This is a genomic window from Streptomyces sp. NPDC025618 (assembly GCF_055558795.1).
Map to the genome: position 1 here is coordinate 191,834 of NZ_JBVHLW010000001.1, position 25,335 is coordinate 217,168.

The 25,335-nt window shown below is 74.0% G+C and carries 24 protein-coding genes and 1 riboswitch; of the genes, 13 read left to right on the forward strand and 11 right to left on the reverse strand.

Features of this window, described 5'->3' with window-relative positions; all coding sequences use genetic code 11:
- Positions 1-42 precede the first annotated feature (42 nt).
- Together ftsL and rsmH are read right to left on the reverse strand one after the other, a co-directional pair.
- The gene (gene ftsL, locus ACZ4A5_RS00845; RefSeq protein ID WP_467576660.1) at positions 43-651 is read right to left on the reverse strand and encodes a cell division protein FtsL; all 609 of its coding nucleotides are present in this window, start codon (positions 649-651) and stop codon (positions 43-45) included.
- Positions 648-1,607 carry a 16S rRNA (cytosine(1402)-N(4))-methyltransferase RsmH gene (gene rsmH, locus ACZ4A5_RS00850; RefSeq protein ID WP_398867247.1) on the reverse strand — a complete coding sequence of 320 codons (960 nt, stop codon included), beginning with the start codon at positions 1,605-1,607 and terminating at the stop codon, positions 648-650. The genes ftsL and rsmH overlap by 4 nt, the downstream gene beginning before the upstream one ends.
- Before the next feature lie 427 nt (positions 1,608-2,034).
- Between rsmH and ACZ4A5_RS00855 the strand changes: the two genes are divergently transcribed.
- The 4 genes from ACZ4A5_RS00855 (at position 2,035) to ACZ4A5_RS00870 (ending at position 7,757) form a co-directional block, all read left to right on the forward strand.
- Complete coding sequence (locus ACZ4A5_RS00855; protein WP_467576663.1) at positions 2,035-2,595, forward strand: beta-class carbonic anhydrase; 561 nt, start codon at positions 2,035-2,037, stop codon at positions 2,593-2,595.
- A gap of 160 nt (positions 2,596-2,755) precedes the next feature.
- Positions 2,756-3,781: an AAA family ATPase gene (locus ACZ4A5_RS00860; RefSeq protein ID WP_467576667.1), complete on the forward strand. Its 1,026-nt coding sequence runs from the start codon at positions 2,756-2,758 to the stop codon at positions 3,779-3,781.
- Positions 3,781-5,316 (forward strand): DUF58 domain-containing protein, encoded by a 1,536-nt coding sequence (locus ACZ4A5_RS00865; RefSeq protein WP_467576670.1) that lies wholly within the window; start codon positions 3,781-3,783, stop codon positions 5,314-5,316. The genes ACZ4A5_RS00860 and ACZ4A5_RS00865 overlap by 1 nt, the downstream gene beginning before the upstream one ends.
- Positions 5,313-7,757 (forward strand): transglutaminase TgpA family protein, encoded by a 2,445-nt coding sequence (locus ACZ4A5_RS00870; protein ID WP_467576673.1) that lies wholly within the window; start codon positions 5,313-5,315, stop codon positions 7,755-7,757. Before ACZ4A5_RS00865 ends, ACZ4A5_RS00870 begins: the two co-directional genes overlap by 4 nt.
- A 470-nt stretch (positions 7,758-8,227) precedes the next feature.
- Here ACZ4A5_RS00870 and ACZ4A5_RS00875 read toward each other — a convergent pair whose 3' ends face one another.
- Both ACZ4A5_RS00875 and ACZ4A5_RS00880 read right to left on the reverse strand, forming a co-directional pair.
- Positions 8,228-8,635, reverse strand: coding sequence for a DUF3040 domain-containing protein (locus tag ACZ4A5_RS00875; protein WP_116211259.1), 408 nt, complete (start codon positions 8,633-8,635; stop codon positions 8,228-8,230).
- A 238-nt stretch (positions 8,636-8,873) separates the two neighbouring features.
- The gene (locus tag ACZ4A5_RS00880) at positions 8,874-9,638 is read right to left on the reverse strand and encodes a methyltransferase (protein ID WP_467576678.1); all 765 of its coding nucleotides are present in this window, start codon (positions 9,636-9,638) and stop codon (positions 8,874-8,876) included.
- A gap of 283 nt (positions 9,639-9,921) precedes the next feature.
- Between ACZ4A5_RS00880 and ACZ4A5_RS00885 the strand changes: the two genes are divergently transcribed.
- The 3 genes from ACZ4A5_RS00885 to ACZ4A5_RS00895 all read left to right on the forward strand — a co-directional run bounded on the left by ACZ4A5_RS00885 (position 9,922) and on the right by ACZ4A5_RS00895 (position 13,142).
- A complete protein-coding gene (locus ACZ4A5_RS00885) occupies positions 9,922-10,563 on the forward strand; it encodes a TetR/AcrR family transcriptional regulator (RefSeq protein ID WP_467576681.1) in 642 nt (213 codons plus the stop codon).
- Positions 10,564-10,883: 320 nt separating this feature from the next.
- A complete protein-coding gene (locus tag ACZ4A5_RS00890) occupies positions 10,884-11,504 on the forward strand; it encodes a DUF4126 domain-containing protein (RefSeq protein WP_467576683.1) in 621 nt (206 codons plus the stop codon).
- A gap of 105 nt (positions 11,505-11,609) precedes the next feature.
- A complete protein-coding gene (locus tag ACZ4A5_RS00895; RefSeq protein WP_467576686.1) occupies positions 11,610-13,142 on the forward strand; it encodes a phytoene desaturase family protein in 1,533 nt (510 codons plus the stop codon).
- Positions 13,143-13,203: 61 nt separating this feature from the next.
- Here the strand turns inward: ACZ4A5_RS00895 and ACZ4A5_RS00900 are convergent, their stop codons facing one another.
- From ACZ4A5_RS00900 to ACZ4A5_RS00920, 5 genes are all read right to left on the reverse strand, one after another.
- Positions 13,204-14,100 carry a hypothetical protein gene (locus ACZ4A5_RS00900; protein WP_467576688.1) on the reverse strand — a complete coding sequence of 299 codons (897 nt, stop codon included), beginning with the start codon at positions 14,098-14,100 and terminating at the stop codon, positions 13,204-13,206.
- A gap of 40 nt (positions 14,101-14,140) precedes the next feature.
- Positions 14,141-15,058: a methylenetetrahydrofolate reductase [NAD(P)H] gene (gene metF, locus ACZ4A5_RS00905; RefSeq protein WP_467576691.1), complete on the reverse strand. Its 918-nt coding sequence runs from the start codon at positions 15,056-15,058 to the stop codon at positions 14,141-14,143.
- Between the two features lie 186 nt (positions 15,059-15,244).
- The gene (gene thiE, locus ACZ4A5_RS00910) at positions 15,245-15,898 is read right to left on the reverse strand and encodes a thiamine phosphate synthase (RefSeq protein WP_467576694.1); all 654 of its coding nucleotides are present in this window, start codon (positions 15,896-15,898) and stop codon (positions 15,245-15,247) included.
- A 130-nt stretch (positions 15,899-16,028) separates the two neighbouring features.
- Positions 16,029-16,394 carry an Rv2175c family DNA-binding protein gene (locus ACZ4A5_RS00915; protein WP_398867260.1) on the reverse strand — a complete coding sequence of 122 codons (366 nt, stop codon included), beginning with the start codon at positions 16,392-16,394 and terminating at the stop codon, positions 16,029-16,031.
- 117 nt (positions 16,395-16,511) lie between these two features.
- Positions 16,512-17,732, reverse strand: coding sequence for an NAD(P)/FAD-dependent oxidoreductase (locus ACZ4A5_RS00920; RefSeq protein ID WP_467577239.1), 1,221 nt, complete (start codon positions 17,730-17,732; stop codon positions 16,512-16,514).
- Between the two features lie 180 nt (positions 17,733-17,912).
- Positions 17,913-18,025, forward strand: a riboswitch (TPP riboswitch).
- On the opposite strand from ACZ4A5_RS00920, the gene thiO reads away from it, so the two are divergent.
- The 5 genes from thiO to ACZ4A5_RS00945 all read left to right on the forward strand — a co-directional run bounded on the left by thiO (position 18,023) and on the right by ACZ4A5_RS00945 (position 23,599).
- The gene (thiO, locus tag ACZ4A5_RS00925) at positions 18,023-19,201 is read left to right on the forward strand and encodes a glycine oxidase ThiO (RefSeq protein WP_467576697.1); all 1,179 of its coding nucleotides are present in this window, start codon (positions 18,023-18,025) and stop codon (positions 19,199-19,201) included. It overlaps the preceding riboswitch by 3 nt.
- Positions 19,198-19,437, forward strand: a complete 240-nt coding sequence (gene thiS, locus ACZ4A5_RS00930; RefSeq protein WP_398867262.1) for a sulfur carrier protein ThiS — start codon at positions 19,198-19,200, stop codon at positions 19,435-19,437. Before thiO ends, thiS begins: the two co-directional genes overlap by 4 nt.
- Positions 19,438-19,446: 9 nt before the next feature.
- Positions 19,447-20,253: a thiazole synthase gene (locus tag ACZ4A5_RS00935; RefSeq protein ID WP_467576701.1), complete on the forward strand. Its 807-nt coding sequence runs from the start codon at positions 19,447-19,449 to the stop codon at positions 20,251-20,253.
- Positions 20,254-20,732: 479 nt separating this feature from the next.
- Positions 20,733-22,688: a Stk1 family PASTA domain-containing Ser/Thr kinase gene (pknB, locus tag ACZ4A5_RS00940; RefSeq protein ID WP_467576703.1), complete on the forward strand. Its 1,956-nt coding sequence runs from the start codon at positions 20,733-20,735 to the stop codon at positions 22,686-22,688.
- Between the two features lie 2 nt (positions 22,689-22,690).
- Positions 22,691-23,599 (forward strand): deoxyribonuclease IV, encoded by a 909-nt coding sequence (locus ACZ4A5_RS00945; protein WP_467576706.1) that lies wholly within the window; start codon positions 22,691-22,693, stop codon positions 23,597-23,599.
- 20 nt (positions 23,600-23,619) lie between these two features.
- On the opposite strand, the gene ACZ4A5_RS00950 is transcribed toward ACZ4A5_RS00945, so the two are convergent.
- Positions 23,620-24,243, reverse strand: a complete 624-nt coding sequence (locus ACZ4A5_RS00950) for a sulfite oxidase-like oxidoreductase (RefSeq protein ID WP_467576709.1) — start codon at positions 24,241-24,243, stop codon at positions 23,620-23,622.
- Between the two features lie 153 nt (positions 24,244-24,396).
- Here ACZ4A5_RS00950 and bfr point away from each other — a divergent pair, with 153 nt between their 5' ends.
- Complete coding sequence (gene bfr, locus ACZ4A5_RS00955) at positions 24,397-24,885, forward strand: bacterioferritin (RefSeq protein WP_116211273.1); 489 nt, start codon at positions 24,397-24,399, stop codon at positions 24,883-24,885.
- A gap of 16 nt (positions 24,886-24,901) precedes the next feature.
- Here bfr and ACZ4A5_RS00960 read toward each other — a convergent pair whose 3' ends face one another.
- Positions 24,902-25,171, reverse strand: a complete 270-nt coding sequence (locus ACZ4A5_RS00960; RefSeq protein WP_467576712.1) for a (2Fe-2S)-binding protein — start codon at positions 25,169-25,171, stop codon at positions 24,902-24,904.
- Positions 25,172-25,335: the final 164 nt, after the last annotated feature.

Genomic DNA, 25,335 nt, shown 5'->3' on the forward strand with positions numbered 1-25,335 from the left:
GGGATGCGCGGGGGCAGGCCCCCGGGAGTAAGCGGCACAGCGTCACCTGCCGGTGGTCGGAGCGGTCTTCTCTGCCGTGGGGGCGGGAGGCGCGGGCAGGGGCCCGGCGCCGGGGAGGTACGGGGCGTGCGGCGGCGTGCCCGGCCCGGGGGCCGGAGCGGGGGCCGGAGCGGGGGCGGGCGCGGACGGGACGCCGGTGCCGGGCTTCGGGCCGGTGGCCGCGACCGGTGCGGGGGCGGGCGCGGGGCGAGGTCCGGGGGCCAGCTGGGTGGTGAGGTTCGCGGGGTCCTCCTGGCCGGCGGGGGCCGGCGAGCCGCGGACGGTGCCGTCCGGGCTGAGGAAGGCGGGGGAACCGCCGGGGATCATGCCGAGCTTCCGGGCGCGGCGCTCCAGGGCGTCGGGGGCGGCGAGCCGGTCGACCTCCTGCTGGAGCGACTGCTGCTCGTCGGTGAGCTCGGTGGTCTTGCGCTGGAGCTTGGTGAGCTCGAAGGAGCCCTGGTTGAGCGCGGAGTTGAGCACCAGCAGCGAGATCAGCCCGGAGCCGAGCAGCACCACCACGAGGAAGACGAACGGGGTGCGCTTCGCCCCGGCCGGGCCCGCTGCCCGCAGCCGGCCGAGCCGGGTGCCCCGGCTGCGGGCGGCGGGCGTCACGGCGCGTCCTCCCGGATGCGTTCGGCGCCGCGCAGCCGGGCGGGGGCGGCGCGCCGGTTCTCGGCCACTTCCTCCTCCGTCGGCAGCTCCGCGCCGCGGGTGAGCAGCTTCAGGCGGGGCTGGTAGCGCTCGGGCACGACGGGCAGCCCGGGGGGCGCGGTGGTGGCGGCGCCGGCCGCGAAGACCTGCTTGACGATCCGGTCCTCCAGCGACTGGTAGGACAGCACGGCGATGCGCCCGCCGACGGCGAGAGCCGCGACGGCGGCCGGGATGGCCTCCTCGACGCTGGCCAGCTCGGCGTTGACCTCGATCCGCAGGGCCTGGAAGGTGCGCTTGGCGGGGTTGCCGCCGGTGCGCTTGGCGGCCTGCGGCAGCGAGTCGCGGATCAGCTCGACGAGCCGGGCGCTGTTGCTGAACGGCTCCTTCTCGCGCTCCCGGACGATGGCCGAGACGATCCGCTTGGCCTGCTTCTCCTCGCCGTAGGCGCGCAGGATGCGCACCAGTTCACCGGGCGCGTAGGTGTTGAGGACCTCGGCGGCGCTGATGCCCGCCGTCTGGTCCATGCGCATGTCCAGCGGCGCGTCCTGCGCGTAGGCGAAGCCGCGGTCGGCCTCGTCGAGCTGCATGGAGGAGACGCCGAGGTCGAAGAGGACGCCCTGGACCTTCGGGATGCCGAGTCGCTTCAGCACGTCGGGCAGCTCGTGGTAGACGGCGCGGACGAGGGTGGCGCGGTCGCCGTAGGGGGCCAGCCGCTCGCCGGCGAGGGCGAGGGCGGTGGGGTCGCGGTCGAGGGCGACGAGGCGGGCCTCGGGGAACCGCGCGAGCAGCGCCTCGCTGTGCCCGCCGGCCCCGAGGGTGCAGTCGACGACGACGGCACCGGGTTCGGTGAGGGCGGGAGCGAGCATGTCCAGGCAGCGCTGGAGCATGACGGGGACGTGTCGCGCGTTGCTGCTCATGCGCCCTTCTGAGAATTCGGCGGGCCCGGGCACGGGCGTACGTACCGCCGGGTCCCCACCCGCCCCAAGGGGAAGCGGCCGGATCCGGCACCGGGGAAGTGGCGCCGGACGACCGGGGAGCGGGAGGAGGCCGAGAGGTACGTTCGCGTCGCGCCGTTGCGGGTATTCGGTTCCAAGGGGAGCATCGGGCCTCCCACTTCGCGTCACTTTAGTCCACTCGTCCCCCTGGTCAATCAACCGGCCAGCGCGTCCCGGCGGTGGTCCGCGGGTGTCGCGAAGGGGCCGGCCGATCATGGCCGTCGCCCCTCTCACCCGTATGGCGGCACCGCCGGTGACCTTGTGGGTTACCTCACAGAAGGGCATGTCAGCGGCCTTTTTACCAAAGCGGGGCGGGCCTGCGGGCCGTTGGCCGACTACCGTCGTTCCCATGTCGATATCCGCGTCCCAGCCGACGCCCCGGAGCTCCGCCGGCGTCCGTGCCCACGAACCGGGCACCGTCACCGACCGTCTCGTTCAGGCCAACGCCGAGTACGCCTCCGCCTTCACCGATCCCGGGATGGACGCCCGCCCGGTCCTCAAGGTCGCGGTCGTCGCCTGCATGGACGCCCGTATCGACCTGCACGCCGCGCTCGGCCTGGAGCTCGGCGACTGCCACACCATCCGCAACGCCGGCGGCGTCGTCACGGACGACATCATCCGGTCACTGACGATCAGCCAGCGCGCGCTCGGCACCCGCTCGGTGGTGCTGATCCACCACACCGACTGCGGCCTGCTGTCCCTCACCGAGGACTTCCGGCACGAGATCGAGGCCGAGGTCGGCCAGCGCCCGGCGTGGGCGGTGGAGGCGTTCAAGGACCTGGACAAGGACGTCCGCCAGTCCATGCAGCGCGTGCGGACCTCGCCGTTCCTGCCGCACACCGACGACGTGCGGGGCTTCGTCTTCGACGTGACGACGGGTCTGCTGCGGGAGATCGACCCACGGCACTGAGTTATCCACAGGCGGTGACGGATCGCCGCCGGGACGGCCAGAATGCCTACATGGAAGCCGCCTCCGCACCACGGGCGCGGTGACCGCGATGTCGGGGGATGTCGGGGTGGGCCGGGTCCGGGGTCGGGCGCGGCCCCCGGAACGGGCCGAGGAGGGCCGGGTGACGACCTATGAAGAGCGAGCGAGCCTCAGCGATCTGACCACCACCGCCGAGCGGGTGCACCGGGCGGTCGAGGGTGTGATCGAGGGCAAGCCCGAGGTCGTACGGCTCTCGCTGACCGTGCTGCTCGCCGAGGGGCACCTGCTGATCGAGGATGTGCCGGGCGTGGGCAAGACCATGCTCGCCAAGGCGCTCGCCCGGTCGATCGACTGCTCGGTCCGGCGCATCCAGTTCACGCCGGACCTGCTCCCGTCCGACATCACGGGCGTGAGCGTCTTCGACCAGCAGCGGCGGGACTTCGAGTTCAAGCCGGGCGCGATCTTCGCCCAGATCGTCATCGGCGACGAGATCAACCGCGCCTCCCCCAAGACCCAGTCGGCGCTGCTGGAGTCGATGGAGGAGCGGCAGGTCACCGTCGACGGGCACACCTATGAGCTGCCTTCCCCCTTCATGGTGGTCGCCACGCAGAATCCGGTCGAGATGGAGGGCACCTATCCGCTGCCCGAGGCGCAGCGCGACCGCTTCATGGCCCGCGTCTCGATGGGCTATCCGAGCCCGGAGGCCGAGCTGCGGATGCTGGACACCCACGGCGTGCTGCCCCCGCTCGACGACCTCCAGCCCGTCGCGCACGCCCACGACATCGTCAAGCTCGTCGACGCCGTCCGCACGGTGCACGTCGCCGACCCCGTCCGGCGGTACGCGGTGGATCTGGTCACCGCGACCCGGCACCACCCCGACCTCAGACTCGGCGCCTCCCCCAGAGCGACGCTGCACCTGGTGCGGGCCGCGAAGGCGGCGGCGGCCATGGCCGGCCGGGAGTTCGTCCTGCCCGACGATGTGCAGGCCCTGGCCGTGGCGGTGCTCGCGCACCGGCTGCTGCCCACCGCCCAGGCCCAGCTGAACCGGCGCACGGCCGAGCAGGTCGTCCTCGAGATCCTCCAGCGCACCCCGGTGCCCGACCTGTCCGCGCAGGCGTGGCGGCAGCAGCCGCACGGCCTTCATCAGCCGGGCGCGCGGAGGCTGTGATGGCCCCGGGGGAAGCGGGTCCGCGGCCGGGCGGCGGGGGCGGGCTGTGGGCGTCCCTCGGCGGGCTGACCACCCGCGGCCGCTCCTTCCTGGCGGCGGGCATCGCGGCGGCGGCCTGTTCGTACGTCCTGGGCCAGTCCGACCTGCTGCGGGTCGGGCTGCTGCTGACGGTGCTGCCGCTGGTGTGCGTGATCGTGCTGCACGGCACCCGCCACCGCGTCACCGGCAGCCGGGGGCTGGCACCGTCCCGGGTGCACGCCGGGTCCGAGGCGCGGGTGCACCTGCGCGTCGACAACGTCTCCCGGCTGCCCACCGGCCTGCTGATGCTCCAGGACCGCGTGCCGTACGTCCTGGGCCCGCGCCCCCGCTTCGTGCTGGACCGGGTGGAGCCGGGCGGGCGCCGCGAGGTGTCCTACCGCATACGGTCCGACCTCCGCGGCCGCTATCCCCTCGGCCCGTTGCAGCTGCGGCTGACGGATCCCTTCGGGATGTGCGAGCTGACCCGTGGCTTCGGCGCCTTCGACACCCTGACGGTCGTGCCGCGCGTCGTCCCCCTGCCGCCGGTGCGCCTCGGCGGCGAGGCCACGGGCTACGGCGACGGCCGCCACCGCTCCCCGGCCCTGGCCGGCGCGGACGACATCATCCCGCGTGGCTACCGCCACGGCGACGACCTGCGCCGCGTGCACTGGCGCTCCACCGCGCGCTACGGCGAGCTGATGGTGCGCCGCGAGGAGCAGCCCCAGCGGGCCCACTGCACGGTGCTGCTGGACACCCGGGGCGTCGCCTACGACGGCGCGGGGCCCGACTCGCCCTTCGAGTGGGCCGTGTCCGGGGCGGCCTCCGCCTCGGTGCACCTGATGGAGCGCGGGTTCTCGGTGCGGCTGCTCACCGATGCCGGGAGCGCGCTGGCGGACGGCATGGGCGGCCGCTCCGGCTCCTCCCACGACTCGGCGGAGGCGGTGGGCCTGCTGCTCGACACCCTGGCCGTGGTGGATCACTCCGACGGCGAGAGCCTCGCCCCGGCGCATGAGGCGCTGCGGGGCGACGGCGCAGGGCTGCTCGTGGCGTTCTTCGGCGACCTGGACGAGCGTCAGGCGGCGCTGGCCGGGCAGATGCGCCGCGGCGGCGGCACGGCGGTCGCCTTCGTGCTGGACCGCTCCGCCTGGCCGCAGGACGCCCACTCCCCGCGGCCCGCGCACAGCGCCGAGCAGCGGCTGCGCACACTGCGCGAGGCGGGCTGGACGGCGCTGGCGGTGGCCCCCGGCGCGTCACTGCCGGAGCTGTGGCGCGTGGCGGGCGGGCACGGGTCCGGGAGCGCCCCGGCGGACACCCCGCACGGCGCGCCCCGCATGTCTCACGGCGCTGCGGCGGGGCAGCCGGGCGGCGGTACGGCCGGACAGCCTCACGGAGGTATGACCATGCAGCCGGGCGGCGGCGTCCCGGCGGCCGCCGGGGACTCCGGGCCGACCGTGCCGCCGGTGCCCGCGGCGCCGCCCTGGCCCTCCGGGCCGCCGTCGGCGGGAGAGCGCGCATGAGCGGCAGCGCGCGGCTCGCCATGTGCGCGGTGGTGGCGACGCTGGCGTCCGCGTGCGCGCTGCTGCCGCTGATCGACACCGCCACCTGGATGGTCCAGGCCGCGATCCTGCTCACCGTCCAGAGCGCGGTGGGCGCGCTCGCCCGCCGGGTGCCGCTCGCCAGGCCCCTGACGGTGACCGTGCAGGCGCTGGTCACGCTCGTGCTGCTCACCCTGGTCTTCGCCCGCTCGCAGGCGCTCGGCGGGCTGCTGCCGGGGCCGGACGTCTTCCGGGAGTTCGGGCAGCTGCTCCAGGAGGGCGCCGACGACGTCGGGAAATACGCCATCCCGGCCCCGGCGACGACCGGCATCCGGCTGATGCTGGTCGGCGGCCTGCTGGTGGTCGGCCTGGCGGTGGACGCGGTCGCGGTGACCTGGCGCAGCGCCGCGCCCGCCGGGCTGCCGCTCCTCGCGCTCTACTCCGTCGCGGCCGGGCTGGCCCGGAGCGGCCAGGACTGGCTGTGGTTCCTGGTGGCGGCGGCCGGCTATCTGCTGCTGCTCCTGGCCGAGGGCCGCGACCGGCTCGCCCGGTGGGGCCGGGTCTTCGGCGGCGGCGCCCGGCCGCCCTCCCGCGGGTTCCTGGCGTCGGGCTCCGGCCCCGCGCTCGCGCCGGTGCGCACCGGCCGCAGGATCGGCGCGCTCGCGCTCGGCATCGCGCTGGCGGTGCCCGCCGTGCTGCCGGCGATGGAGGGCGGGCTGCTGGAGCCGCGCGGCCAGGCGGCCGGCCCCGACCGGGACGACAGCCCGGGCTTCGACGCCGTCCGCCCCCTGGTCACGCTGCGGGACAGCCTGAACCAGCCGGAGAACCGCGAGATGATGCGCTACCGCACGTCCACGGAGAGCACCCGGGAGATGTATCTGCGGATCGTCGCGCTCGACCGGTTCGACGGCGCGTCGTGGCAGCCGTCCGAGCGCCGCGTCACGGACCTCCCGGAGGTGCTGCCCACCCCCGCGGGGCTCGCCCCCGGGGTGCGCACGGACGCGGTGAACACCTCGGTGGCCGCCGCCGGTTCGTACGCGCAGAACTACCTGCCGCTCCCCTATCCCGCCGAGCGCGTCCGCGTGGACGGCCGCTGGCGGTACGAGCCGGAGGGCCGCACCGTCGCCGGGGAGCGCGGGCAGACCACCCGGGGCGTCCGCTATCAGGTGTCGAGCCTTCTGGTGCAGCCCACGGCCGCGCAGCTCGCGGGAGCGCCGGCGCCGCGCGAGGAGGTGCTGCGGCAGTACACCAAGGTGCCGGGGTCGCTGCCGGAGGTCGTGGGGGCGACGGCCAGGAAGGTGACCGCCGGGTCGGCGAACGCGTACGAGCAGGCCGTCAAGCTCCAGGACTGGTTCGCGGCCGACGGCGGCTTCAGCTATGACACGGAGGTCGCGTCGGGTGGCGGCAGCGACGCCATCGCGAGGTTCCTGGAGGCCAAGCGGGGCTTCTGCATCCATTTCTCCTTCTCCATGGCGGCCATGGCGCGGACCCTGGGCATCCCGGCCCGGGTGGCGGTCGGCTTCACCCCGGGCACCCCGCTGCCGGACGGCTCGATGTCGGTCGGCTCCAAGGACGCGCACGCCTGGCCGGAGCTGTATTTCGAGGGAGTCGGCTGGACCCGCTTCGAGCCGACTCCGAGCCGGGGCACGGCTCCCGACTACACCGCCGCGCAGGAGCCGTCCGCCGCCGACCCGGGGGCGCCCGCGCCGCTACCCGACCGGAGCACCGCCCCGTCGGCGCGGCCGCCCTCCGCGCACGACTGCACCCCGCAGTTGAGGCGGCTGGGCGAGTGCCCGCCGGCCGCCCCGCAGGCCGCAGCGGGCGGCGGCCACGGCGGTGGGCTGTCGCCGGGGGCGGTGGCGGGCATCGCGGCAGGCATCGTGGCCGTGCTGGCGCTGCCCGCGCTGCCGCTGCTGTGGCGGCGAAGGCTGCGGGCCCGGCGCCTCGCGGACCCCGGACGGCACACGCCGGGCGCGCCCGGACCCAGTCCGGCCGCGGAGCACACCCTCGCCGTCTGGGCCGAACTGACCGACTCCGCCTGGGATTTCGGCATCCTGCCCGACGAGTCGCGGACGCCCCGCGGCGCGGCGGCGCGCATCGTGCGGCTCGGCGGGCTGACCGGCGCGGCCGAGGAGTCGGCACACCGGGTGGCCACGGCGGTGGAGCAGGTGCTGTACGCGCCGCGGCCGCGGCCGACCGCGGGCCTGGCGGAGGATGCCGAGCGCGTACGGGCGGGGCTGCGCTCCTCGGCGCGGTGGCCCGCCCGGCTGCGGGCCGTGCTCGCGCCGCGTTCCGCGGCCCGCCTGGCGTGGGGCCTCGCCCGGCGCCGCACGGCGGTTGTGGAGCGGTTGCGGTCGGGACGGCTGGGCACGGCCTGGCGTCGCGCGGGCGGAGCGCTCCGTACGACCCTCGGCCGGACTTGACGAGGCGTCAGAAATGCGGGGGCGGCGGCCCGTAGGGAGCCGCCGCCCCCGGAATCCGCCCAAGGCCCCTCCGCGACGCGGCCCGTGGCCGGACGACGGCGAGCGAGGCCGGCTCTTGGCCGAACGACGGCGAACGAGGCGGCTCGTGGCCGGACGGCGGCGAGCAAGGCGGCTCGTGCCAAGGCACCGACAAGCGAGGCGGCTCGCGGCAAGGCGACGAGCAACGAGGCACGGCCCGCGGCCGGGCCGCCGACAAACGAGGCGACTCACGACTGGGCGACGAGCAACGAGGCACGGCCCGCGGCCAGGCCGCCGACGAACGAGGCGACTCACAGCCGGGCGACGAGCAACAAGGCGCAGCCCGCGACCAGGCCGACGACAAGCGAGGAGGCGGCTCGCGGCCGGGCGACGACAAAGGGCCAGGACGTTTGTCCTGGCCCCACATCACGCCGTCCGGCGGAAAGAGTCTCTCAGTGGCCCTGCTCATCGCGGCGGCGCTGCCACCGCTGCTCGATGCGGTCCATCACGGTGCGACGCTGCCGGGCCTGACCCCGGCCGCCCATACCCCCCGCCGGGCCGACACCACCAGGCTGCGCACCGGGCCGGGGCGCCTTGCGCCAGCCGGTGACGGCCAGTGCCGCGCAGCCCAGCATGACGAGGAAACCCACCACGCTGATCCAGTACTGTCCCGGAATCATCACGCCGGCCATCAGGAGCGCGATGCCCACCAGAAACCCGGCCACCGCCTGGTATACCCGTCGCCGGGTGTACGTGCGCAGGCCGCTGCCCTCGAGCGCTGTCGCGAACTTGGGATCTTCGGCGTACAGCGCTCGCTCCATCTGCTCGAGCATGCGCTGCTCGTGCTCCGAGAGCGGCACGGAGTCCTCCTACTCGTCGGTCGCGGGGGGCGACCGGGGTGCGACCCTTTCAGGATAGGCAGGGAATCGCCCCCATGAAACCCGCCCCTCTGCGCCAATTCGCCCACCGATGTCAGTGTGGCGATCGGTGGTGTCGGGACGTACATTCCCTCTCCGCCGATACGCCATGCCGGACGGTGTCCCCCGATCATACGGGGCGAAGCGGCTGATCGGGTGGCCGGTCACCTACCGCTTGCGGTCAGCCACGCTCGGCCAGGACATGCAGCTGAGTGGCCACCGAGTGGAAGGCGGGGAGCTCGGCCGCGGCCGCCTCCAGCCGGAGCAGCGCGTCCATGGCGCCGGGCTCGGCGTCCAGCAGCACGCCGGGCACCAGGTCGGCGAAAACGCGCACGCCGTGCACCGACCCGACCTCCAGGCCGGCCGCGGTGACCAGCTCGGAGAGCTGCTCGGCGGTGAACCGGCGGCGGACCGGGTCACCGGCGCCCCACTGCCCCGCGGGGTCGGCGAGCACCTGGCGGGCCTCGGCGAAGTGGCCGGCGAGGGCCCGGCCCAGCACGGCACCGCCGAGGCCCGCGGCCAGCAGGCTGAGGGTGCCGGAGGGGCGCAGCGCCTCGACGACGTTGCGGACGCCTTCCGCGGGCTCCTCGACGTACTCCAGCACGCCGTGGCACAGGACAGCGTCGTAGGCCCCGCGCTCGACCACGTCGAACAGGCCGTGGGTGTCACCCTGGACACCGCGCACCCGGTCGGCGACCCCGGCCTCGGCGGCCCGGCGCTCCAGCGCGAACAGGGCGTTGGGGCTGGGGTCGACGACGGTGACCCGGTGGCCCAGGCGGGCGACGGGCACGGCGAAGTTGCCGGAGCCGCCACCGGTGTCGAGGACCTCCAGGACGCCCGCGCCCTCCCGCCCGGCGGCCTTGACCCGGCGGTCGAGGGCGTCCCGCAGGACCTCCCAGACCACGGCGGTACGGAGGGACGCCCGGGGGCGCAGCGGGTCTGACACGGCGGGTGGCTCCTCGGCGGTGACGACGAACAGGAAGAACGGAACGAACAGGACGGGACAAGAAGGCCCCAGTGGTGCTGGGTGCCTCCAGCCTAGGGCCTGTCCAGGAGTTCCCTCCGCCACGACCCTCGCCGTCCGGACGGGCCCCGGCGCCCCGGAAGCGACGGCTCCGGGCGAACACGGCGCTCCGCCCCGTCAGTTCCGGCCGTCCCCGGGGCACACGGGCGGGCGGAAGACCGACGGCGCTCTCCGGCGGCCGGGCGGGGGCAGGGAGAATCTGCGCATGGACAGCAGCGACAGCAGTAGTACGCGCCGTCAGAACACCCGGCGAAAGCTCTTCGAAGCCGCGGTCACCCTCATCGCCGAACAGGGCTTCTCCTCCACCACCGTGGACGAGATCGCCGAACGTGCCGGAGTCGCGAAGGGCACGGTCTACTACAACTTCGCGAGCAAGACCGCCTTCTTCGAAGAGCTGCTGCGGCACGGCATGGAGCTGCTGAGCGAGGCCCTGAGACGAGCCGCCGACGCGACCGCCGCGCGCGGGGGCGGCAGGGTCGAGGCGCTGGACGCGATGGTCCGCGCGGGCCTGGACTTCATCTCCCGCTATCCGGCGCTGGCCCAGCTGTACGCGGCCGAGCTGTGGCGCACCAACCGGGCCTGGCAGCCGACGCTGGCGCGGGTGCGCGAGCAGGCACTCGCGGTGATCGAGGGGGTCCTCAGGGAGGCGGTGGAGGCGGGCGAGCTGAGCTCGGAGCTCGATGTCCCGCTGACCGCGGCCGCGTTGTTCGGGATGGTGCTGGTGACCGCGCTGGACTGGCAGTCGTTCCAGCCCGAGCGGTCGGTCGAGGAGGTGCACGCGGCACTCTCCCAGCTGTTGCGGGGGCGGGTGGGCGGCGGCGTCCGCCAGCCGCAGGGCGGCGGCTGAGCGCGCGGGCCGTGGCACGGCGCTGCTCCGGCGCCGGCCGATCCCCCTCGGCCCGCACCGGAGCAGTGTTCCCCCGTACTTCCCCCGAGCCCCCGTACTTCCGTCCGGGAGCCCCCAGACCCCCCGGTCACGTCAGGGTCGCCGCACCGTTCCGCCGCCCCGTGCCGGCGGTGCGGCGCGGACGCCCCTTCCGTGGACACCACTCTTCCTTTCCGCCGGGGCATGCCCCATCCGTGCGGCTACTCATCTCCTCCTCTGAGTACGTGTACTCACCCGTGAGCGTTCAGACCTGGTCGCGGGCCCCGGATACGATCACTGGCGTGTCGGTGCTTCCTCTGGTGTTCACGAGTGGCTGGGCGAGCGGTATCAACGCCTACGCCGTGGTCCTGCTGCTCGGCGTGCTGGGCGCGACCGGTGTCAGCGATCAGGTGCCGGACGCGCTGCAGCGCCCCGACGTCCTGATCGCGGCGGCCGTGCTCTTCCTCTGCGAGGCCGTCGCCGACAAGATCCCGTACGTGGACTCGGCCTGGGACGCCGCGCACACGGTGATCCGGCCGATCGCCGGCGGCGTCGTCGGGGCGCTGCTGGCCGGGCAGAGCGGCTCGCTGTCCGACCTCGCCGCGGGCGCGGTGGGCGGCGCGACCGCGCTGGTGAGCCACCTGGTCAAGGCGGGCACCAGGGCGGTGGTCAACACCTCGCCGGAGCCCGCGAGCAATATCGTCCTGAGCACCGCCGAGGATCTGGGCGTCGCCGGGATCGTCGTCTTCGCGCTGTTCCACCCGCTGGCCGCCGCGATCATCGCGGCGGTGCTGTTGGGGCTGGGCATCGCGCTGGTGGTGTTCTTCTGGAGGCGGGTCCGCCGCTTCTGGCAGCGCAGGCGGCGGAAGCGCGCCGAGAAGCGCGCGGCCTGGCCGGCCGGGGCCCGGGAGCCGTCGGCCTGAGCCGGTTGCCTGGACCACCTGAGCCGTCAGCCTGAACCGTCGGCCTGGGCTGCCTGTCCGAGCCGTCGGCCTGGGCTGTCAGTGCCGCCGGATAAAGTCGCTCCCATGGCACGGATTGCGGTGATCGGCGCCGGGATGGGCGCGATGGCGGCTGCTGCCCGGCTGGCCGTCGCGGGCCACCGGGTGGTGGTGTACGAGCGCGCGGCGACGTACGGCGGCGGCGTCGGGCGGCTCACGAGGGACGGCTTCGCCTTCGACACGGGGCCGGGACTGCTGCATCTGCCCGCCGTCTACCGCGACTTGTTCGTGAAGACGGGCAAGGAGCCGCTGGAGCGGTGCGTCGACCTCGTGCAGGTCGACCCGGCGAGCAGCCACGTCTTCGCCGACGGCACGGTCCTCGCGCTGCCCAACGCCTCGCGCGCCGGTGTCGTCCAGGCGCTGGACGAGGCGGTCGGCGCGGGCGCGGGCGAGCGCTGGAGCGATCTGATCAACCGGGCGCGCGAGGTGTGGGACGCCACGCGGCGGCCGCTGCTGGAGGAGCCGCTGCACGCGGACCCGGCGGCGCGCGAGCCGCTGGGGCGCGATCCCTATCCGGCCGTCCGCAAGCGCGGGTTGTTCCGGCGGAGCGCCCCGGTCACGCTCGCCTCCGTCGCGGAGCGGGAGTTGAAGGACCCCCGGCTGGCCGCGCTCCTGGAGAGCCACGCCCTGGCGTACGGCCTGGATCCCCGGCAGGCGCCCGCGAGCGCGACGGTGCTGCCGTATATGGAGCAGACCTTCGGCAGTTGGTATGTGCGCGGGGGCCTGCGGGCGCTCGCCGACGCGCTGTACGAGCGGTGCCTGGCCCGCAAGGTCGAGTTCCGCTTCGGCGAGGAGGTCGTGGGCCTCTTCGAGAAGGACGGTCGCGCCGCCGGTGTGGAGCTGACCGGTGGCGCGGTGGCCGAGGCGGACATGGTGGTCGCCGGGGTGTCCCCCATGCGGCTCGCCTCGATCGTGCCGGACGCGGCCGAGCGGGACGACGGCCCCGGACGGCCGGTGCCGCCCGGCAGGTTCACCGTCTGCCTCGCGCTGCGGGGCGCCAGGCCCGCGGCGGCGGCCCACCGCACGGTGGTCCACGCGCCCGACCGCGGCGCGGAGTTGGCGGAGGTCTTCCCGGCGGGCGGCGGCGTCCGCGAGCCCGGCCCGTGGCGCTACCGCCCCACGGTGACCGTGCTGCGGCCGGACGACCCGGCCACCCGCCCCGGCGAAGGGCACGAAGCGGTCACCCTGACCGCCACGGTGGCCCCGCACGGGCGGGTCGACTGGAGCGACGAGGAGACGGCCGCGAGCTTCGCGGACCGGATGACCGACGCCGCGGAAGCGGTGCTGCCGGGGCTGCGGGAGCGGGTGCTGTGGCGGGAGGTCCGCACTCCGGCCGACGTCGAGGCGGCGACCGGAGCGGAGGGGGGCGGCGTCCCCGCGCCCGTACTGGCGGGTGCGGACGGCGCGTTCCTGCGGCCCGCGAACGCCACGCGGGTGCCCGGTCTGTATCTCGCCGGCGGCTTCGCCCACCCCGGCGGAGGGCTGGCCCACGCGGGGATGTCGGGCGCGATGGTCGCCGGGCTGATCGTCTCGGGGGCGGACTGGCGCGGCTCGGAGTAGCGCCGCCCTCACGCGCGCGGGGGCGGACCGGAAGGAACCGGCCCGCCCCACGCGTGAGACGTCAGTAGCGGTACTGCTGCCCGTCGTGGCCCTGCCCGTGCCCCGGCAGGGGCGGCTGCGGCGGTGCGTCGGTGTCCCGCTGCTGAGGCACCCAGACGCCGCCCGGCGGGGTGTCCATGTCGTACTGCGCCGGTGCGTACGCCTCCGCGGAGTACGCGCCCGTGCCGTACTGCGCTTGCGGATAGGGCTCGTACTGCGGCTGCCCGAACGCGTCGTACTGCTCCTGCGCCGCCGGGCGGCTGCCGATGTAGGGGTCGGAATAGGCGGCGTACTGCCCCTGCCCGTAGTCGAATTGACCGTCGCCCTGGCCATTGCCGGACGGCGCGCCCTGGGTGCCGTAGGCGTGGTCGTACGGCGTGAAACCGCCCGCCTCCTGACCCGTCTCCTGGCCCGCCTCCAGCCCCTGGGGCACGGGCGGGAGGTATGCCGTCTGCTCGTAGCCGTCGTACGGCGGGGCGGGCTGGTGGGGCGCGCTGGGGAGCAGGTCCGGGATGTCGTCGGACTCCGGGATCCGCGGCATCGCGGCCGTCTCGGCGGCGGGATCGGGGAGCGGCGCGGCCTGGGGCTTCCGGTCGCCCTTGCGCCGCCGCCCGGCGCGGGCCTTCTCCTCGGCGGCGGGCCGCCCGCCGGGCTCGGCGTCCTTGTCGCGGCGGATCGCCCAGCCCTCGGAGAACCCGCGCCGGAAGGAGAGCGTCACATAGGTCTGGCCGACCGCGAAGGCGATCGCGCCCACCGCGATGACCGGCACGGACGAGAGGACCACGCCCACGACGACGCCGAGGAAGCCGACGAAGGCGAGCAGCCGCCAGCGCAGTCGCGCCTTGTACTGCAGCAGCACCTCGCCCAGCAGCCAGAGCGCGACGATGCCGAACGCGATGTAGAGGACCGTCCAGCCCATTTACGCCCCTCTCGTGCGGCTGTCGCCAGGGGAACAGCCGTCAGGACCGCTGGTGCAGTCCCAGATTCTCGTAGATTTCCAGCGTCGCCGTGGAGTGGTTCAGGGTAATGAAGTGCAGACCCGGGATCCCCTCGGCCATCAGCCGTGAGCACAGCTCGGTGGCGTACTCGATCCCGATCGAGCGTACAGCGGCCGGATCGTCCTTCACCGCGAGGATCCGCCCGGCCAGCTCCGGCGGGAAGGCGGCGTTGCTGAGCTGGGCGAACCGCTCGATCTGCCGGACGTTGGTGACCGGCATGATCTCGGGGATGATCGGGGTCTCGCAGCCCGCCGCCGCGACCCGGTCGCGCAGCCGCAGATAGTCCTCGGGGTAGAAGAACATCTGGGTGATCGCGAAGTCCGCGCCCGCCCGGCATTTGTCCACGAAGTGACCGATGTCGGTTTCCCAGTCGGTGGAGCGCGGGTGCATCTCGGGGAACGCGGCGACGCCGACGCAGAAGTCGCCGGACTCCTTGATGAGCCGGACGAGTTCGGCGGCGTAGCCGATGCCCTCGGGGTGGCGCACCCACTCGCCCATGGGGTCGCCGGGCGGGTCGCCGCGCACGGCCAGCATGTTGCGGATGCCGGCGTCGGCGTACTGGCCGATGATGTTGCGCAGTTCCGCCAGCGAGTGGTTGACGGCGGTCAGGTGGGCGACGGGCGTCAGCGTGGTGTCCGTGGCGATCCGCTCGGTCGCCCGCACGGTGCCCTCACGGGAGGAGCCTCCCGCGCCGTAGGTCACGGAGACGAAGGTGGGTCCGACGGCTTCGATCCGCCGGATGGCGTTCCACAGGGTCCGCTCGCCCTTCTCGGACTTCGGGGCGGCGAACTCGAACGAATAGGACTGCTCACCGGAGGCGAGCAGCTCACGCACCGTACGGGCGTGGTCTGTCCTGGTGGAGGCTGTGCCAAGGGCCATACCGGCAAGTTAACCAGCGGTTCCGCGCAGCCCCAACCCTCATTTGCGATATGACCGATTAGCCGGTCTCTCGTCCACTTTCTGGACAGTCCGTTCATGTCCCGTTGACATAGGGCTGACCGTTCCCTGACCGGTCCGTGAGGAACGCGCGTGAGGGACGCGCCGGCGGCGTCGCACCGCCGGGCATCACGCTCCGTACGCGCGGACGCGCTGCGCGAGCCGGGCGGTGGCCTCGGCGGGGTCGTCGGCCTCGGTGATCGCGCGGACGACGACCACCCGGCGGGCGCCCGCCTCCAGCACCTCGTCCAGATTGGCCGCGTCGATGCCGCCGATGGCGAACCACGGCCGCGCGGGCTTCAGCGCGGCGGCGTAGCGCACCAGGGACAGGCCCGGGGCGTGCCGGCCCGGCTTGGTCGGGGTGGGCCAGCAGGGGCCGGTGCAGAAGTAGTCCACGCCGGGCTCGGCGACGGCGGCGTCCACCTCCGCCTCGGCGTGGGTCGAGCGCCCGATCAGCACCTCGTCGCCGAGGATGGCGCGGGCGGCGGGCACGGGGAGGTCGCCCTGGCCCAGGTGCAGCACCTGGGAGCCGATGGCGTGGGCGACATCCGCGCGGTCGTTGACCGCGAGGAGCTTGCCGTGGCGGCGGGCGGCGTCGGCGAACACGGCGAGGTGCTCCAGCTCCTCCCCCGCCTCCATGCCCTTGTCGCGCAGCTGCACGACATCCACCCCGGCGGCGAGGACCGCGTCCAGGAATTCCGGCAGGTCGCCCTGGCGCCTGCGGGCGTCGGTGCACAGATACAGCCGGGCGTCGGCGAGCCGCTCGCGCGCGGTGACGGACATCGGGTGGATCCCCCCGGGGTCGGCGGTGGGGGGGGGGGGGGGGGGGGGGGGGGGGGGGGGGGGAGCACCCCCCCCCCCCCCCCCCACACCGGACGGTTCTCTCTCGGCGTCTACAGCGCCTGCGGACGGGTCAGACGGCGAGCGCCTGGGCGCGGCGCTTCACCTCCGTGCCACGATTCTCGCGCAGGGCCTGCGCCGGGGTGCCGGGCAGGGTCGGGTCCGGAGTGAAGAGCCACTCCAGCATTTCCTCGTCGCTGAAGCCGTCGTCCTTCAGCAGCGTCAAGGTGCCTGCGAGGCCCTTGATCACCTTGCCCTCGCCGATGAACTCGGCGGGCACCTGGAGCACTCGGTTCTCGCCACGGCGCACCGCGATCAGCTGGCCCTCCTTGACCAGCTGCCGGACGCGCGTCACCTCGACATCGAGCATTTCCGCGATGTCGGGGAGGTTGAGCCAGGCGGGGACGAGAGCATCGATCTTTGCGTCAATCTCGGTCACGGGACAAGCCTGCCATCTGGGACTGACAGTCGGTAGCCAGGTTGACCCGACCTTGTCGGCGGCGCGTCGTGCGGACCCCCGGGCGGGCCCTCCCGGGCCCGCGCCGTCAGGGGGTCCTCACACCTCCGCGGCCTTCAGCTGGACCGAGGCGTCCGCCGCCCGCGCCCGGTCGAGGACCGCGCCGCGCTCGATGAGCTTGCGGCCCTGGGCCAGGTCGCGCGGGCGGCCGACGGCCAGCAGGGCGACGAGGACCTCACCGCGCACCCAGCACACCGTCCAGGCCGCGCCCGTCGGATCGCCGCGCCAGATGAGCTCGTCACCCTCGACGTGGTGGCCCGCGTACTGCACGAACCTCCCGAACTGCTCGGACCAGAAATACGGCACCGGGTCGTAGACCGGCCCCTCGGCCGTGCCGTGCACGATGTTCCCGGCGACCGTGCGCGGGCCCTGGAGGGCGTTGTCCCAGTGGTGGACCAGCAGCCGCTCGCCGTAGCGGGCGGACGGGAAGGACGCGCAGTCGCCGACCGCGTAGACATCGGGCACGGAGGTGCGCAGCCGGTCGTCGGTGAGCACCGAGCGGTCGGCGGCCAGCTCGACGCCCGACCCCTCCAGCCACTCCGTCGCCGGGCGGGCGCCGATGCCCACGAGCACCGCGTCCGCGGGCAGCCGGGTGCCGTCGGCCAGCACCACGGCGCCGGGCTCCACGGCGGCCACGCGCGCGCCGGTGAGCAGGCGGGCGCCGCTGTCGGCGTACCAGGCGACCATGTGGGCGGCGACCTCGGCGGGCAGGGCGCCGGCCAGCGGCCGGTCCGCGGCCTCGACGACCGTCACCCGGCAGCCCGCCTCGCGCGCGGCGGTGGCGAACTCGGCGCCGATCCACCCGGCGCCGACCGCCACCACGTCGCGCTGCCCGGCGAGCACCGGGCGCAGCCGCTCCGCGTCGTCCAGGGTGCGCAGCAGGTGCACGCCCGGCATACCCGCGCTGCCGGGCAGCTCGACGGGCCGCGCGCCGGTCGCGATGACCAGCACGTCGTACGGCACGGGGCCCGCGGAGGTCTCCAGCAGGTACTCGCCGGCGCGCAGCCGGGTGACCTCCCGGCCGAGTTCGAGGTCTATGCCGAGGGAGGCGAAGTCCACCTCGAAGGCGGACCCCTCGGCCTTGCCCAGCAGCACCGCCTTGGAGAGCGGCGGCCTGTCGTACGGCTGGTGGGGCTCGGCGCCCAGCAGGGTGATCGTGCCGGTCCAGCCCTGCTCGCGCAGGGCGACGGCGGTCTGCACCCCGGCCATTCCGGCGCCGACGATGACAGCGCGCCGGTCACTCGTGGTCTGCGGTTCCATCCGGTGCTCGCTCACCCGATCAACTCTAGGGCGGCGGCCGGTCCCGACCGGAGCACCGCGTAGCGAGACCTCTGACACAACGTCACGATGTTTGACGCGCCCCACTGCCGCGCATGCCCCCTCCGGCGCCCCCGTCCGGCCTTCCGGACGGTTCGCGGCCCGTACTAGGGTGGCCGCTGTACAAGCACTCGCGGGAGCCCGGACGGACCGGGCTGAGAGGGAGGCTGGCCGGCCTCCGACCGTACGAACCTGATCCGGGTCATGCCGGCGAAGGGAGGGGCTGGACGCCCATGCACGCGTCTTCAACAGCGTCACCGGGGACGTACGACGTCCTCGTGATCGGCGGCGGTGTCATCGGTCTGGTCACGGCGTGGCGGGCCGCGCAGCGGGGCCTGCGCACCGCCGTCGCGGATCCCGCGCCGGGCGGCGGCGCGGCCCAGGTGGCGGCCGGGATGCTGGCCGCGGTGACCGAGCTGCACTACGGCGAGCAGGAACTGCTCGCGCTCAATCTGGCGTCCGCCCGGCGCTATCCGGATTTCACGGCGGAGCTGGAGGAGGCGAGCGGCCAGGACACCGGCTACCGCGCCTGCGGGACCCTCGCCGTCGCCCTCGACGCCGACGACCGGGCCCATCTGCGGGAGCTGCACGCCCTTCAGCAGCGGTGCGGGCTGGACGCCCAATGGCTGTCGGGGCGTGAGTGCCGCCGGCTGGAGCCGATGCTCGCGCCGGGCGTGCGCGGCGGCGTGCGCGTGGACGGCGACCACCAGACCGACCCCCGGCGGCTCGCCGGTGCCCTGCTGACGGCCTGCGGGCGGGCGGGGGTCGCCTTCCACCGCACGGAGGCCGTACGGCTGCTGCTCTCCGGCGACCGGGCCACCGGCGCCGAGCTCGCCGACGGCACCCGCGTGCGGGCCGGCCGGACCGTGCTCGCGGCGGGCAGCCGCAGCGGCGCCCTCGCGGACGTCCCCCCGCACGTCCTGCCGCCGGTGCGCCCCGTCAAGGGCCAGATCCTGCGGCTGCGCGTGCCCGGCGCGTACGCGCCCTTCCTGTCCCGGACCGTGCGGGCGGTCGTGCGCGGCGGCCACGTCTATCTGGTGCCGCGCGAGAACGGCGAGCTGGTCGTCGGCGCGACCACCGAGGAGCTCGGCTGGGACACCACCGTCACCGCGGGCGGCGTCTACGAACTGCTGCGCGACGCCCATGAGCTGGTCCCCGGCATCACCGAGCTGCCCCTGGTGGAGACCCGCGCCGGGCTGCGCCCCGGCTCGCCCGACAACGCCCCGCTGCTGGGCCCCACCGCCCTGCCCGGCCTGCTCGCCGCCACCGGCCACTACCGCAACGGCGTGCTCCTCGCCCCCCTGACCGGCGAGGTGATGGCCGAGGCGCTGACCACCGGACGGCTGCCGGACGAGGCCCGCCCGTTCTCTCCTCTCCGCTTCTCGAACGCGCTCCAGGAGCTGCCCGTATGAACCCCATGGACCCCACCGACAGCCCCGAGGCCCACGTCGGCATCAGCGTCAACGGCGAGAGCCGCTCGGTGCCCCGGGGCCTGACCCTCGACGGCCTGGTGGCCTCCTTGACCACCGCCCACAGCGGGGTCGCTGCCGCCCTCAACGAAGCCGTCGTACCGCGCGGCCAGTGGCCCGGCACCACGCTCGGCGAGGGTGACCGCGTCGAGGTCCTCACCGCAGTGCAGGGAGGCTGATCAGCCCAGATGGCAGACGATCTGCTCACCATCGCCGGCACCACCTTCACGTCCCGCCTGATCATGGGCACGGGCGGCGCGCCCAGCCTGGACGTCCTGGAGCGCGCGCTGCTGGCCTCCGGCACCGAGCTGACCACCGTCGCGATGCGGCGGCTGGCCACGAACGTACGGGGCTCGGTGCTGTCGCTGCTGGCCCGGCACGACATCCGGGTCCTGCCGAACACGGCGGGCTGCTACACCGCCGGCGAGGCCGTGCTCACCGCGCGGCTGGCCCGGGAGGCGCTCGGCACGGACTGGGTCAAGCTGGAAGTGATCGCCGACGAGCGCACGCTGCTGCCCGACCCGGTCGAGCTGCTGGAAGCGGCGGAGATCCTGGTGGACGACGGCTTCACGGTGCTGCCGTACACCAACGACGACCCGGTCCTCGCCCGCCGCCTGGAGGACGCCGGATGCGCGGCGATCATGCCGCTGGGCTCGCCCATCGGCTCCGGCCTGGGCATCCGCAACCCGCACAACTTCCAGCTGATCACCGAGCGGGCCGGGGTCCCGGTGATCCTGGACGCGGGCGCGGGCACGGCGTCGGACGCGGCGATCGCGATGGAGCTCGGCTGCTCGGCGGTGATGCTCGCCTCGGCGGTCACCCGCGCGCAGGACCCGGCGCTGATGGCGGAGGCGATGCGCCACGCGGTCGAGGGCGGCCGCCTCGCCTTTCGAGCGGGCCGCATCCCGCGCCGCCACTTCGCGCAGGCGTCCTCCCCCACGGAGGGCCGGGCGAACTTCGACCCGGAACGGCCTGCTTTCGGCGACGGCGGGTAGCTCGGGTTGATCTCGCGGGTCGGCTGCGGGGGGTTGTGTCCGCACCACCGCTGCGCGGCGGTGTCCTCAAACGCCCCCAGCTACCGCTGGGAGGTGCCCCCAACGGGCTAGTTGTACGGATCCGTGGTCTCAACCCTGCGGGTTCGTTCGCCGCCTGCGGCGGAGAGCGCCCTGCGGGCGCGTCCTCAAACGCCGGACAGGCTGAGTAGTTGCCCGGAGCGGGTCTTGAACAGTGCGGCCCGCGGGCTCGAAGCCTACGGTTCGCGAATCCAGCCCGTTGGGGGCACCTCCCAGCGGTAGCTGGGGGAGATTGAGGACACGCCCGCAGGGCGTCACCCGCCGCAGGCGGCAATGGCCCCGCAGGGACAAGATCACGGATCCGCGAAACCAACCCGCCGGGGGGCACCCCTCCAGGGCCCGGGACCCCCCGGAAAGAAGGCCGCTAGGGGCCACCCCTAAACGGCTCATAGACTCCTAGCGTGGATACGACGCTAGGAGACCCGCTTGTCGGGCACGTGCTCGACGGCCGCTACCGGGTCGAGGCCCGGATCGCCGTCGGCGGCATGGCCACGGTCTACCGCGCCCTCGACACGCGGCTCGACCGGGTGCTCGCCCTGAAGGTGATGCACCCGGGGCTCGCCGCCGACGAGGTCTTCGTGGAACGCTTCATCCGCGAGGCCAAGTCCGTGGCCCGGCTCGATCACCCGAACGTGGTGGGCGTCTTCGACCAGGGCACGGACGGCACGTACGTCTATCTCGCGATGGAGTACGTGGCCGGATGCACCCTGCGTGACGTGCTGCGCGAGCGCGGGGCCCTCCAGCCGCGCGCCGCGCTCGACATCGCCGAGCCGGTGCTCGCGGCGCTCGGCGCGGCCCACCTCGCGGGTCTCGTCCACCGGGACATGAAGCCGGAGAACGTGCTGATCGGGGACGACGGCCGGGTGAAGGTCGCCGACTTCGGGCTCGTCCGGGCCGTGGACACCAACTCCACGGCGTCCACCGGCTCGGTCCTCGGCACGGTGTCGTATCTGGCCCCCGAGCAGATGGAACACGGCACGGCCGACACCCGGGTGGACGTCTACGCCTGCGGTGTCGTCCTCTACGAAATGCTCACCGGCGCCAAGCCGCACACCGGCAGCACCCCGGCGCAGGTCCTCTACCAGCACCTTCACGAGGACGTGCCGCCGCCGTCGGCGGCCGTACCGGGGCTGGCCCCGCGGCTGGACGAACTGGTGGCCCAGGCCACCGCGCGCGACCCGCAGCAACGCCCGGCGGACGCGGTGGGCCTGCTGGCCCTGGTCCGCGCCACCCGCGAGGCGCTGTCCGACGAGCAGCTGGACGCCATGCCTCCGCTCGCGCGGACGCCGGAGCAGGGGGCGGCGAGCGGCTCGGAGGACCGTACGAGCGTGATCCCGCGGCCCGTCGCGGCCCGGCCCCTGCCGCTCGCTGCGGACGAGCGGCTCAACCGCACGACGCGGCTGGAGCAGCCGCCCGCTCCCCCGGCCCCGCCGGCCGCCCCGGCGGCACGGACCGGCCGGCCCCGGCGCAGGCCGAGCCGCACCCTGCTCGCGGTGCTCGCGGCGGTCCTGCTGGCGGTGGTGGGCACGGGCGTCTGGTACATCAACTCCGGCCAGTTCACGACCGTCCCGGCCGTCCTGGACATGACCCAGGACAAGGCCGAGCAGTCGCTCCACAAGGCCGGGCTCGGGATGAGGACGAAGCAGGACTTCAGCGACACCGTCGAGCGGGGGCACGTCATCTCGACGGACCCCGGCCCCGGCGGCCGCGTGCGCAACACCGGCAAGGTGACGGTCACCCTGTCGAAGGGCCCGGCGCGGGCCGAGGTGCCCAATGTCGTCGGCATGACCCTCGACGAGGCGAAGCGGAAGATCGAGGGCGCGGGCCTGACGGTCGGCGAGGTCGGCAAGCAGTTCAGCGGCGAGACCCCGCAGGGCTCGGTGCTGGCCACCGACCCCAAGCCGGGGGCGGAGCGCAGGCCCGACACCCCCGTCGCGCTGACCGTGAGCAAGGGCGCGGCCCTGAGCGTGCCGAAGGTGCAGGGCATGACCGTCGCGGCGGCCACCTCGGCGCTGGCGGACAAGGGGCTGAAGGCCGAGGTCTCGGACACCCAGGTCTACTCCGACGCCCCCAAGGGCTCGGTGGCGGCGCAGTCGCCCGGCGACGGGGAGCAACTGGCCAAGGGCGACACGGTCACGCTCACCGTCTCCAAGGGCAAGGAGATGGTGACGGTCCCGGACGTCACCGGCAAGAGCGAGGCCGAGGCCAGGCAGGCCCTCACCGCCGCGGGCTTCAAGGTCAGCGTGGACAAGCCGTTCTTCTTCCCGCGCGACTCGGTCGACAGCCAGTCCGTCAAGGGCGGCGACCAGGCGGCCAAGGGCGACACCATCACCATCCGGATGAAGGGCGGGCTGTAGGGATGGCTGAGCTTTCCGGGCCCTCCGGCCTTCTCCCGGCCCCGCGCGTCCGCAACCCCGTCGGCGGGCACATCCCCGTCGCCGGGGGCCTCGCGAAGACCGGCCTGCCGTACGCGCGGACGATGGGCGCCGAGACGGTGCAGGTCTTCGTCGCCAACCCGCGCGGCTGGGCGACGCCCACCGGTGACCGGCGGCAGGACGAGGAGTTCCGGGCGGCCTGTGAGCGGGAGTCGCTCCCGGTCTGGGTGCACGCCCCCTATCTGATCAACTTCGGCTCCCACACCGGGGCGACGGTCGAGCTGTCCGGGGAGTCCCTGCGGCACTCGCTGCGCCGGGGGCGGGCGATCGGCGCCCTCGGTGTCGTCGTCCACACGGGCTCGGCCACCGGTGGCCGCCCGCGGCCGGAGGCGCTGGCCCAGGTCCACGAGCGGCTGCTGCCGCTGCTGGACGAGCTGACCCACGACGACGACCCGTGGCTGCTGCTGGAGCCGACGGCCGGGCAGGGCGCGTCGCTCTGCTCGCTGGTCGAGGATCTCGGCCCGTACTTCGACGCGCTGGAGCGCCACCCGAAGCTCGGCGTGTGCCTGGACACCTGCCATGTGTTCGCGGCGGGCCACGACCTCGCCGAGCCGGGCGGGATGAAGCGGACGCTCGACGAGCTGGTGGACGTGGTGGGCGAGGGACGGCTCCGGCTGATCCACGCGAACGACTCCAAGGAGGGCGTCGGCGCGCACCGGGACCGGCACGAGAACATCGGTTCCGGCCATATCGGGGCCGAGCCCTTCGCGGAGCTTTTCGGCCATCCCGCGACAGCGGGTGTGCCGCTGGTCATCGAGACCCCCGGCGGGCCGGAGGGACACGCGGCCGATGTGGCGCGGCTGAAGGGGCTGCGGGACGGCCTCGCGGTCTGACGGGCTTTTCGCCCAGGCGCTCAGACCTCCGGCCCGTCGCCCGGTTTCTCCTGGTAGGAATAGCGCTGCTCCTGCCAGGGGTCACCCACGTTGTGGTATCCGCGCTCTTCCCAGAAACCCCGGCGGTCGGCCGTCATGTACTCCACGCCGCGCACCCATTTGGGCCCCTTCCACGCATAGAGGTGCGGGACCACCAGGCGTACGGGAAAACCGTGCTCGGCGGTGAGGAGCTCGCCGTCCTTATGGGTCGCGAAGATGCTCTGCTCGGCCGCGAAATCGGCCAGCCGGAGATTTGAGCAGAAGCCGTATTCCGCCCACACCATCACATGCGTGACCTCGGGGGCGGGCGGGGCGAGTCCGAGGATCGTCCGTGCGGGGACACCACCCCATTCGGCGTCCAGCATGCTGTATTTCGTGACACAGTGCAGATCCGCCACCACCGTCGAATACGGCAGGGCGGAGAACTCCTCGTGCGTCCAGCAGTGCTTGTCGCCGTCGGCGGTCGACCCGAAGACACGGAACTCCCAGCGCTCCGGCCTGAACTTCGGGACCGGACCGTAGTGCGTCACCGGCCATCCGCGCTGGAGGCGCTGCCCCGGAGGCAACTCGAGTTGCGCCCCTTTGCGGCTTTCCGACTGACCCATGCCTCCATGGTGTCAGACCCTGGACAGTGCTGATGACCATGGGTTCCACTACCGGGGCAACTCCCACTAAGTGTGCACTTACTGGACGCTTCCGAGGGGCGGTGCGAGGATGCGCGCAACCTGCCAGTCACCCTCTTGGAAGGAGCCTCTGCAATGCAGGGCGACCCCGAGGTCATCGAATTTCTCAATGAACAGCTGACTGCCGAGCTGACCGCCATCAATCAGTACTTCCTGCACGCGAAAATGCAGGAGCACCTCGGCTGGACGAAGATCGCCGCGCACACCCGCGCCGAGTCGTTCGACGAGATGCGCCACGCGGAGGTGCTGACCGACCGCATCCTCTTCCTGGAGGGGCTGCCCAACTACCAGCGGCTCTTCCATGTGCGGATCGGGCAGTCGATCGTCGAGATGTTCCAGGCCGACCGGCAGGTCGAGGTCGAGGCGATCGACCGGCTCAAGCGGGGCGTGGAGGTCATGCGGGCCAAGGGCGACATCACCTCGGCCAATATCTTCGAGTCGATCCTCGCCGACGAGGAGGAGCACATCGACTACCTCGACACCCAGCTGGACCTGATCGAGAAGCTCGGGGAGCCGCTCTACCTCGCCCAGTTCATCGAGCAGTCGAACGGTGGGGCGGAGTGACCCGGGGCTGACCCGGTCAGGCCGCCCGGGCCTCGGCCGTCACGCGGGGCAGCACCTGTGATATCCGGGGCGCCTCGGCGCCCAGCACGTCGCGCTCCCCCTGGTCGGTCAGCTCGCGGCGCGGGCACGCGCCCCGGCCGAGCAGGGACTGGATGCGGCGGACACAGCTGCCGCAGTCGGTGCCGGCCTTGCTCGCGGAGGCTATCTGGCGGGGCGTGCACGCCCCCTTGTCCGCGTGCTCACGCACCTGCTGCTCGGTGATGCCGAAGCAAGAGCAGACGTACACGCGGGTCACCGCCCTACCGGGTTGATCAATAAGGTAACCCTTACCTTACCCGGCCCGGCGGGCGGATGACAACGACGTGGGGGGGGGGGGGGGGCCGCCCCCCCCCCCCCCCCCCCCCCCCCCCCCCCTCCCCTCCCCTCCCCCCCCCCCCCCCCCCCACAACC

Coding starts and splice junctions, on each gene's coding strand:
- ACZ4A5_RS00950 (WP_467576709.1), bottom strand. CDS start 24,243: ATGGGTCAGTCGGAAAGCCGCAAAGGGGCGCAACTCGAGTTGCCTCCG.
- ACZ4A5_RS00920 (WP_467577239.1), bottom strand. CDS start 17,732: ATGGAACCGCAGACCACGAGTGACCGGCGCGCTGTCATCGTCGGCGCC.
- rsmH (WP_398867247.1), bottom strand. CDS start 1,607: ATGAGCAGCAACGCGCGACACGTCCCCGTCATGCTCCAGCGCTGCCTG.
- thiS (WP_398867262.1), top strand. CDS start 19,198: ATGAACCCCATGGACCCCACCGACAGCCCCGAGGCCCACGTCGGCATC.
- ACZ4A5_RS00900 (WP_467576688.1), bottom strand. CDS start 14,100: ATGGGCTGGACGGTCCTCTACATCGCGTTCGGCATCGTCGCGCTCTGG.
- ACZ4A5_RS00870 (WP_467576673.1), top strand. CDS start 5,313: ATGAGCGGCAGCGCGCGGCTCGCCATGTGCGCGGTGGTGGCGACGCTG.
- ACZ4A5_RS00855 (WP_467576663.1), top strand. CDS start 2,035: ATGTCGATATCCGCGTCCCAGCCGACGCCCCGGAGCTCCGCCGGCGTC.
- metF (WP_467576691.1), bottom strand. CDS start 15,058: ATGGCCCTTGGCACAGCCTCCACCAGGACAGACCACGCCCGTACGGTG.
- ACZ4A5_RS00895 (WP_467576686.1), top strand. CDS start 11,610: ATGGCACGGATTGCGGTGATCGGCGCCGGGATGGGCGCGATGGCGGCT.
- ACZ4A5_RS00935 (WP_467576701.1), top strand. CDS start 19,447: ATGGCAGACGATCTGCTCACCATCGCCGGCACCACCTTCACGTCCCGC.
- thiE (WP_467576694.1), bottom strand. CDS start 15,898: ATGTCCGTCACCGCGCGCGAGCGGCTCGCCGACGCCCGGCTGTATCTG.
- ACZ4A5_RS00865 (WP_467576670.1), top strand. CDS start 3,781: ATGGCCCCGGGGGAAGCGGGTCCGCGGCCGGGCGGCGGGGGCGGGCTG.
- ACZ4A5_RS00945 (WP_467576706.1), top strand. CDS start 22,691: ATGGCTGAGCTTTCCGGGCCCTCCGGCCTTCTCCCGGCCCCGCGCGTC.
- bfr (WP_116211273.1), top strand. CDS start 24,397: ATGCAGGGCGACCCCGAGGTCATCGAATTTCTCAATGAACAGCTGACT.
- thiO (WP_467576697.1), top strand. CDS start 18,023: ATGCACGCGTCTTCAACAGCGTCACCGGGGACGTACGACGTCCTCGTG.
- ACZ4A5_RS00885 (WP_467576681.1), top strand. CDS start 9,922: ATGGACAGCAGCGACAGCAGTAGTACGCGCCGTCAGAACACCCGGCGA.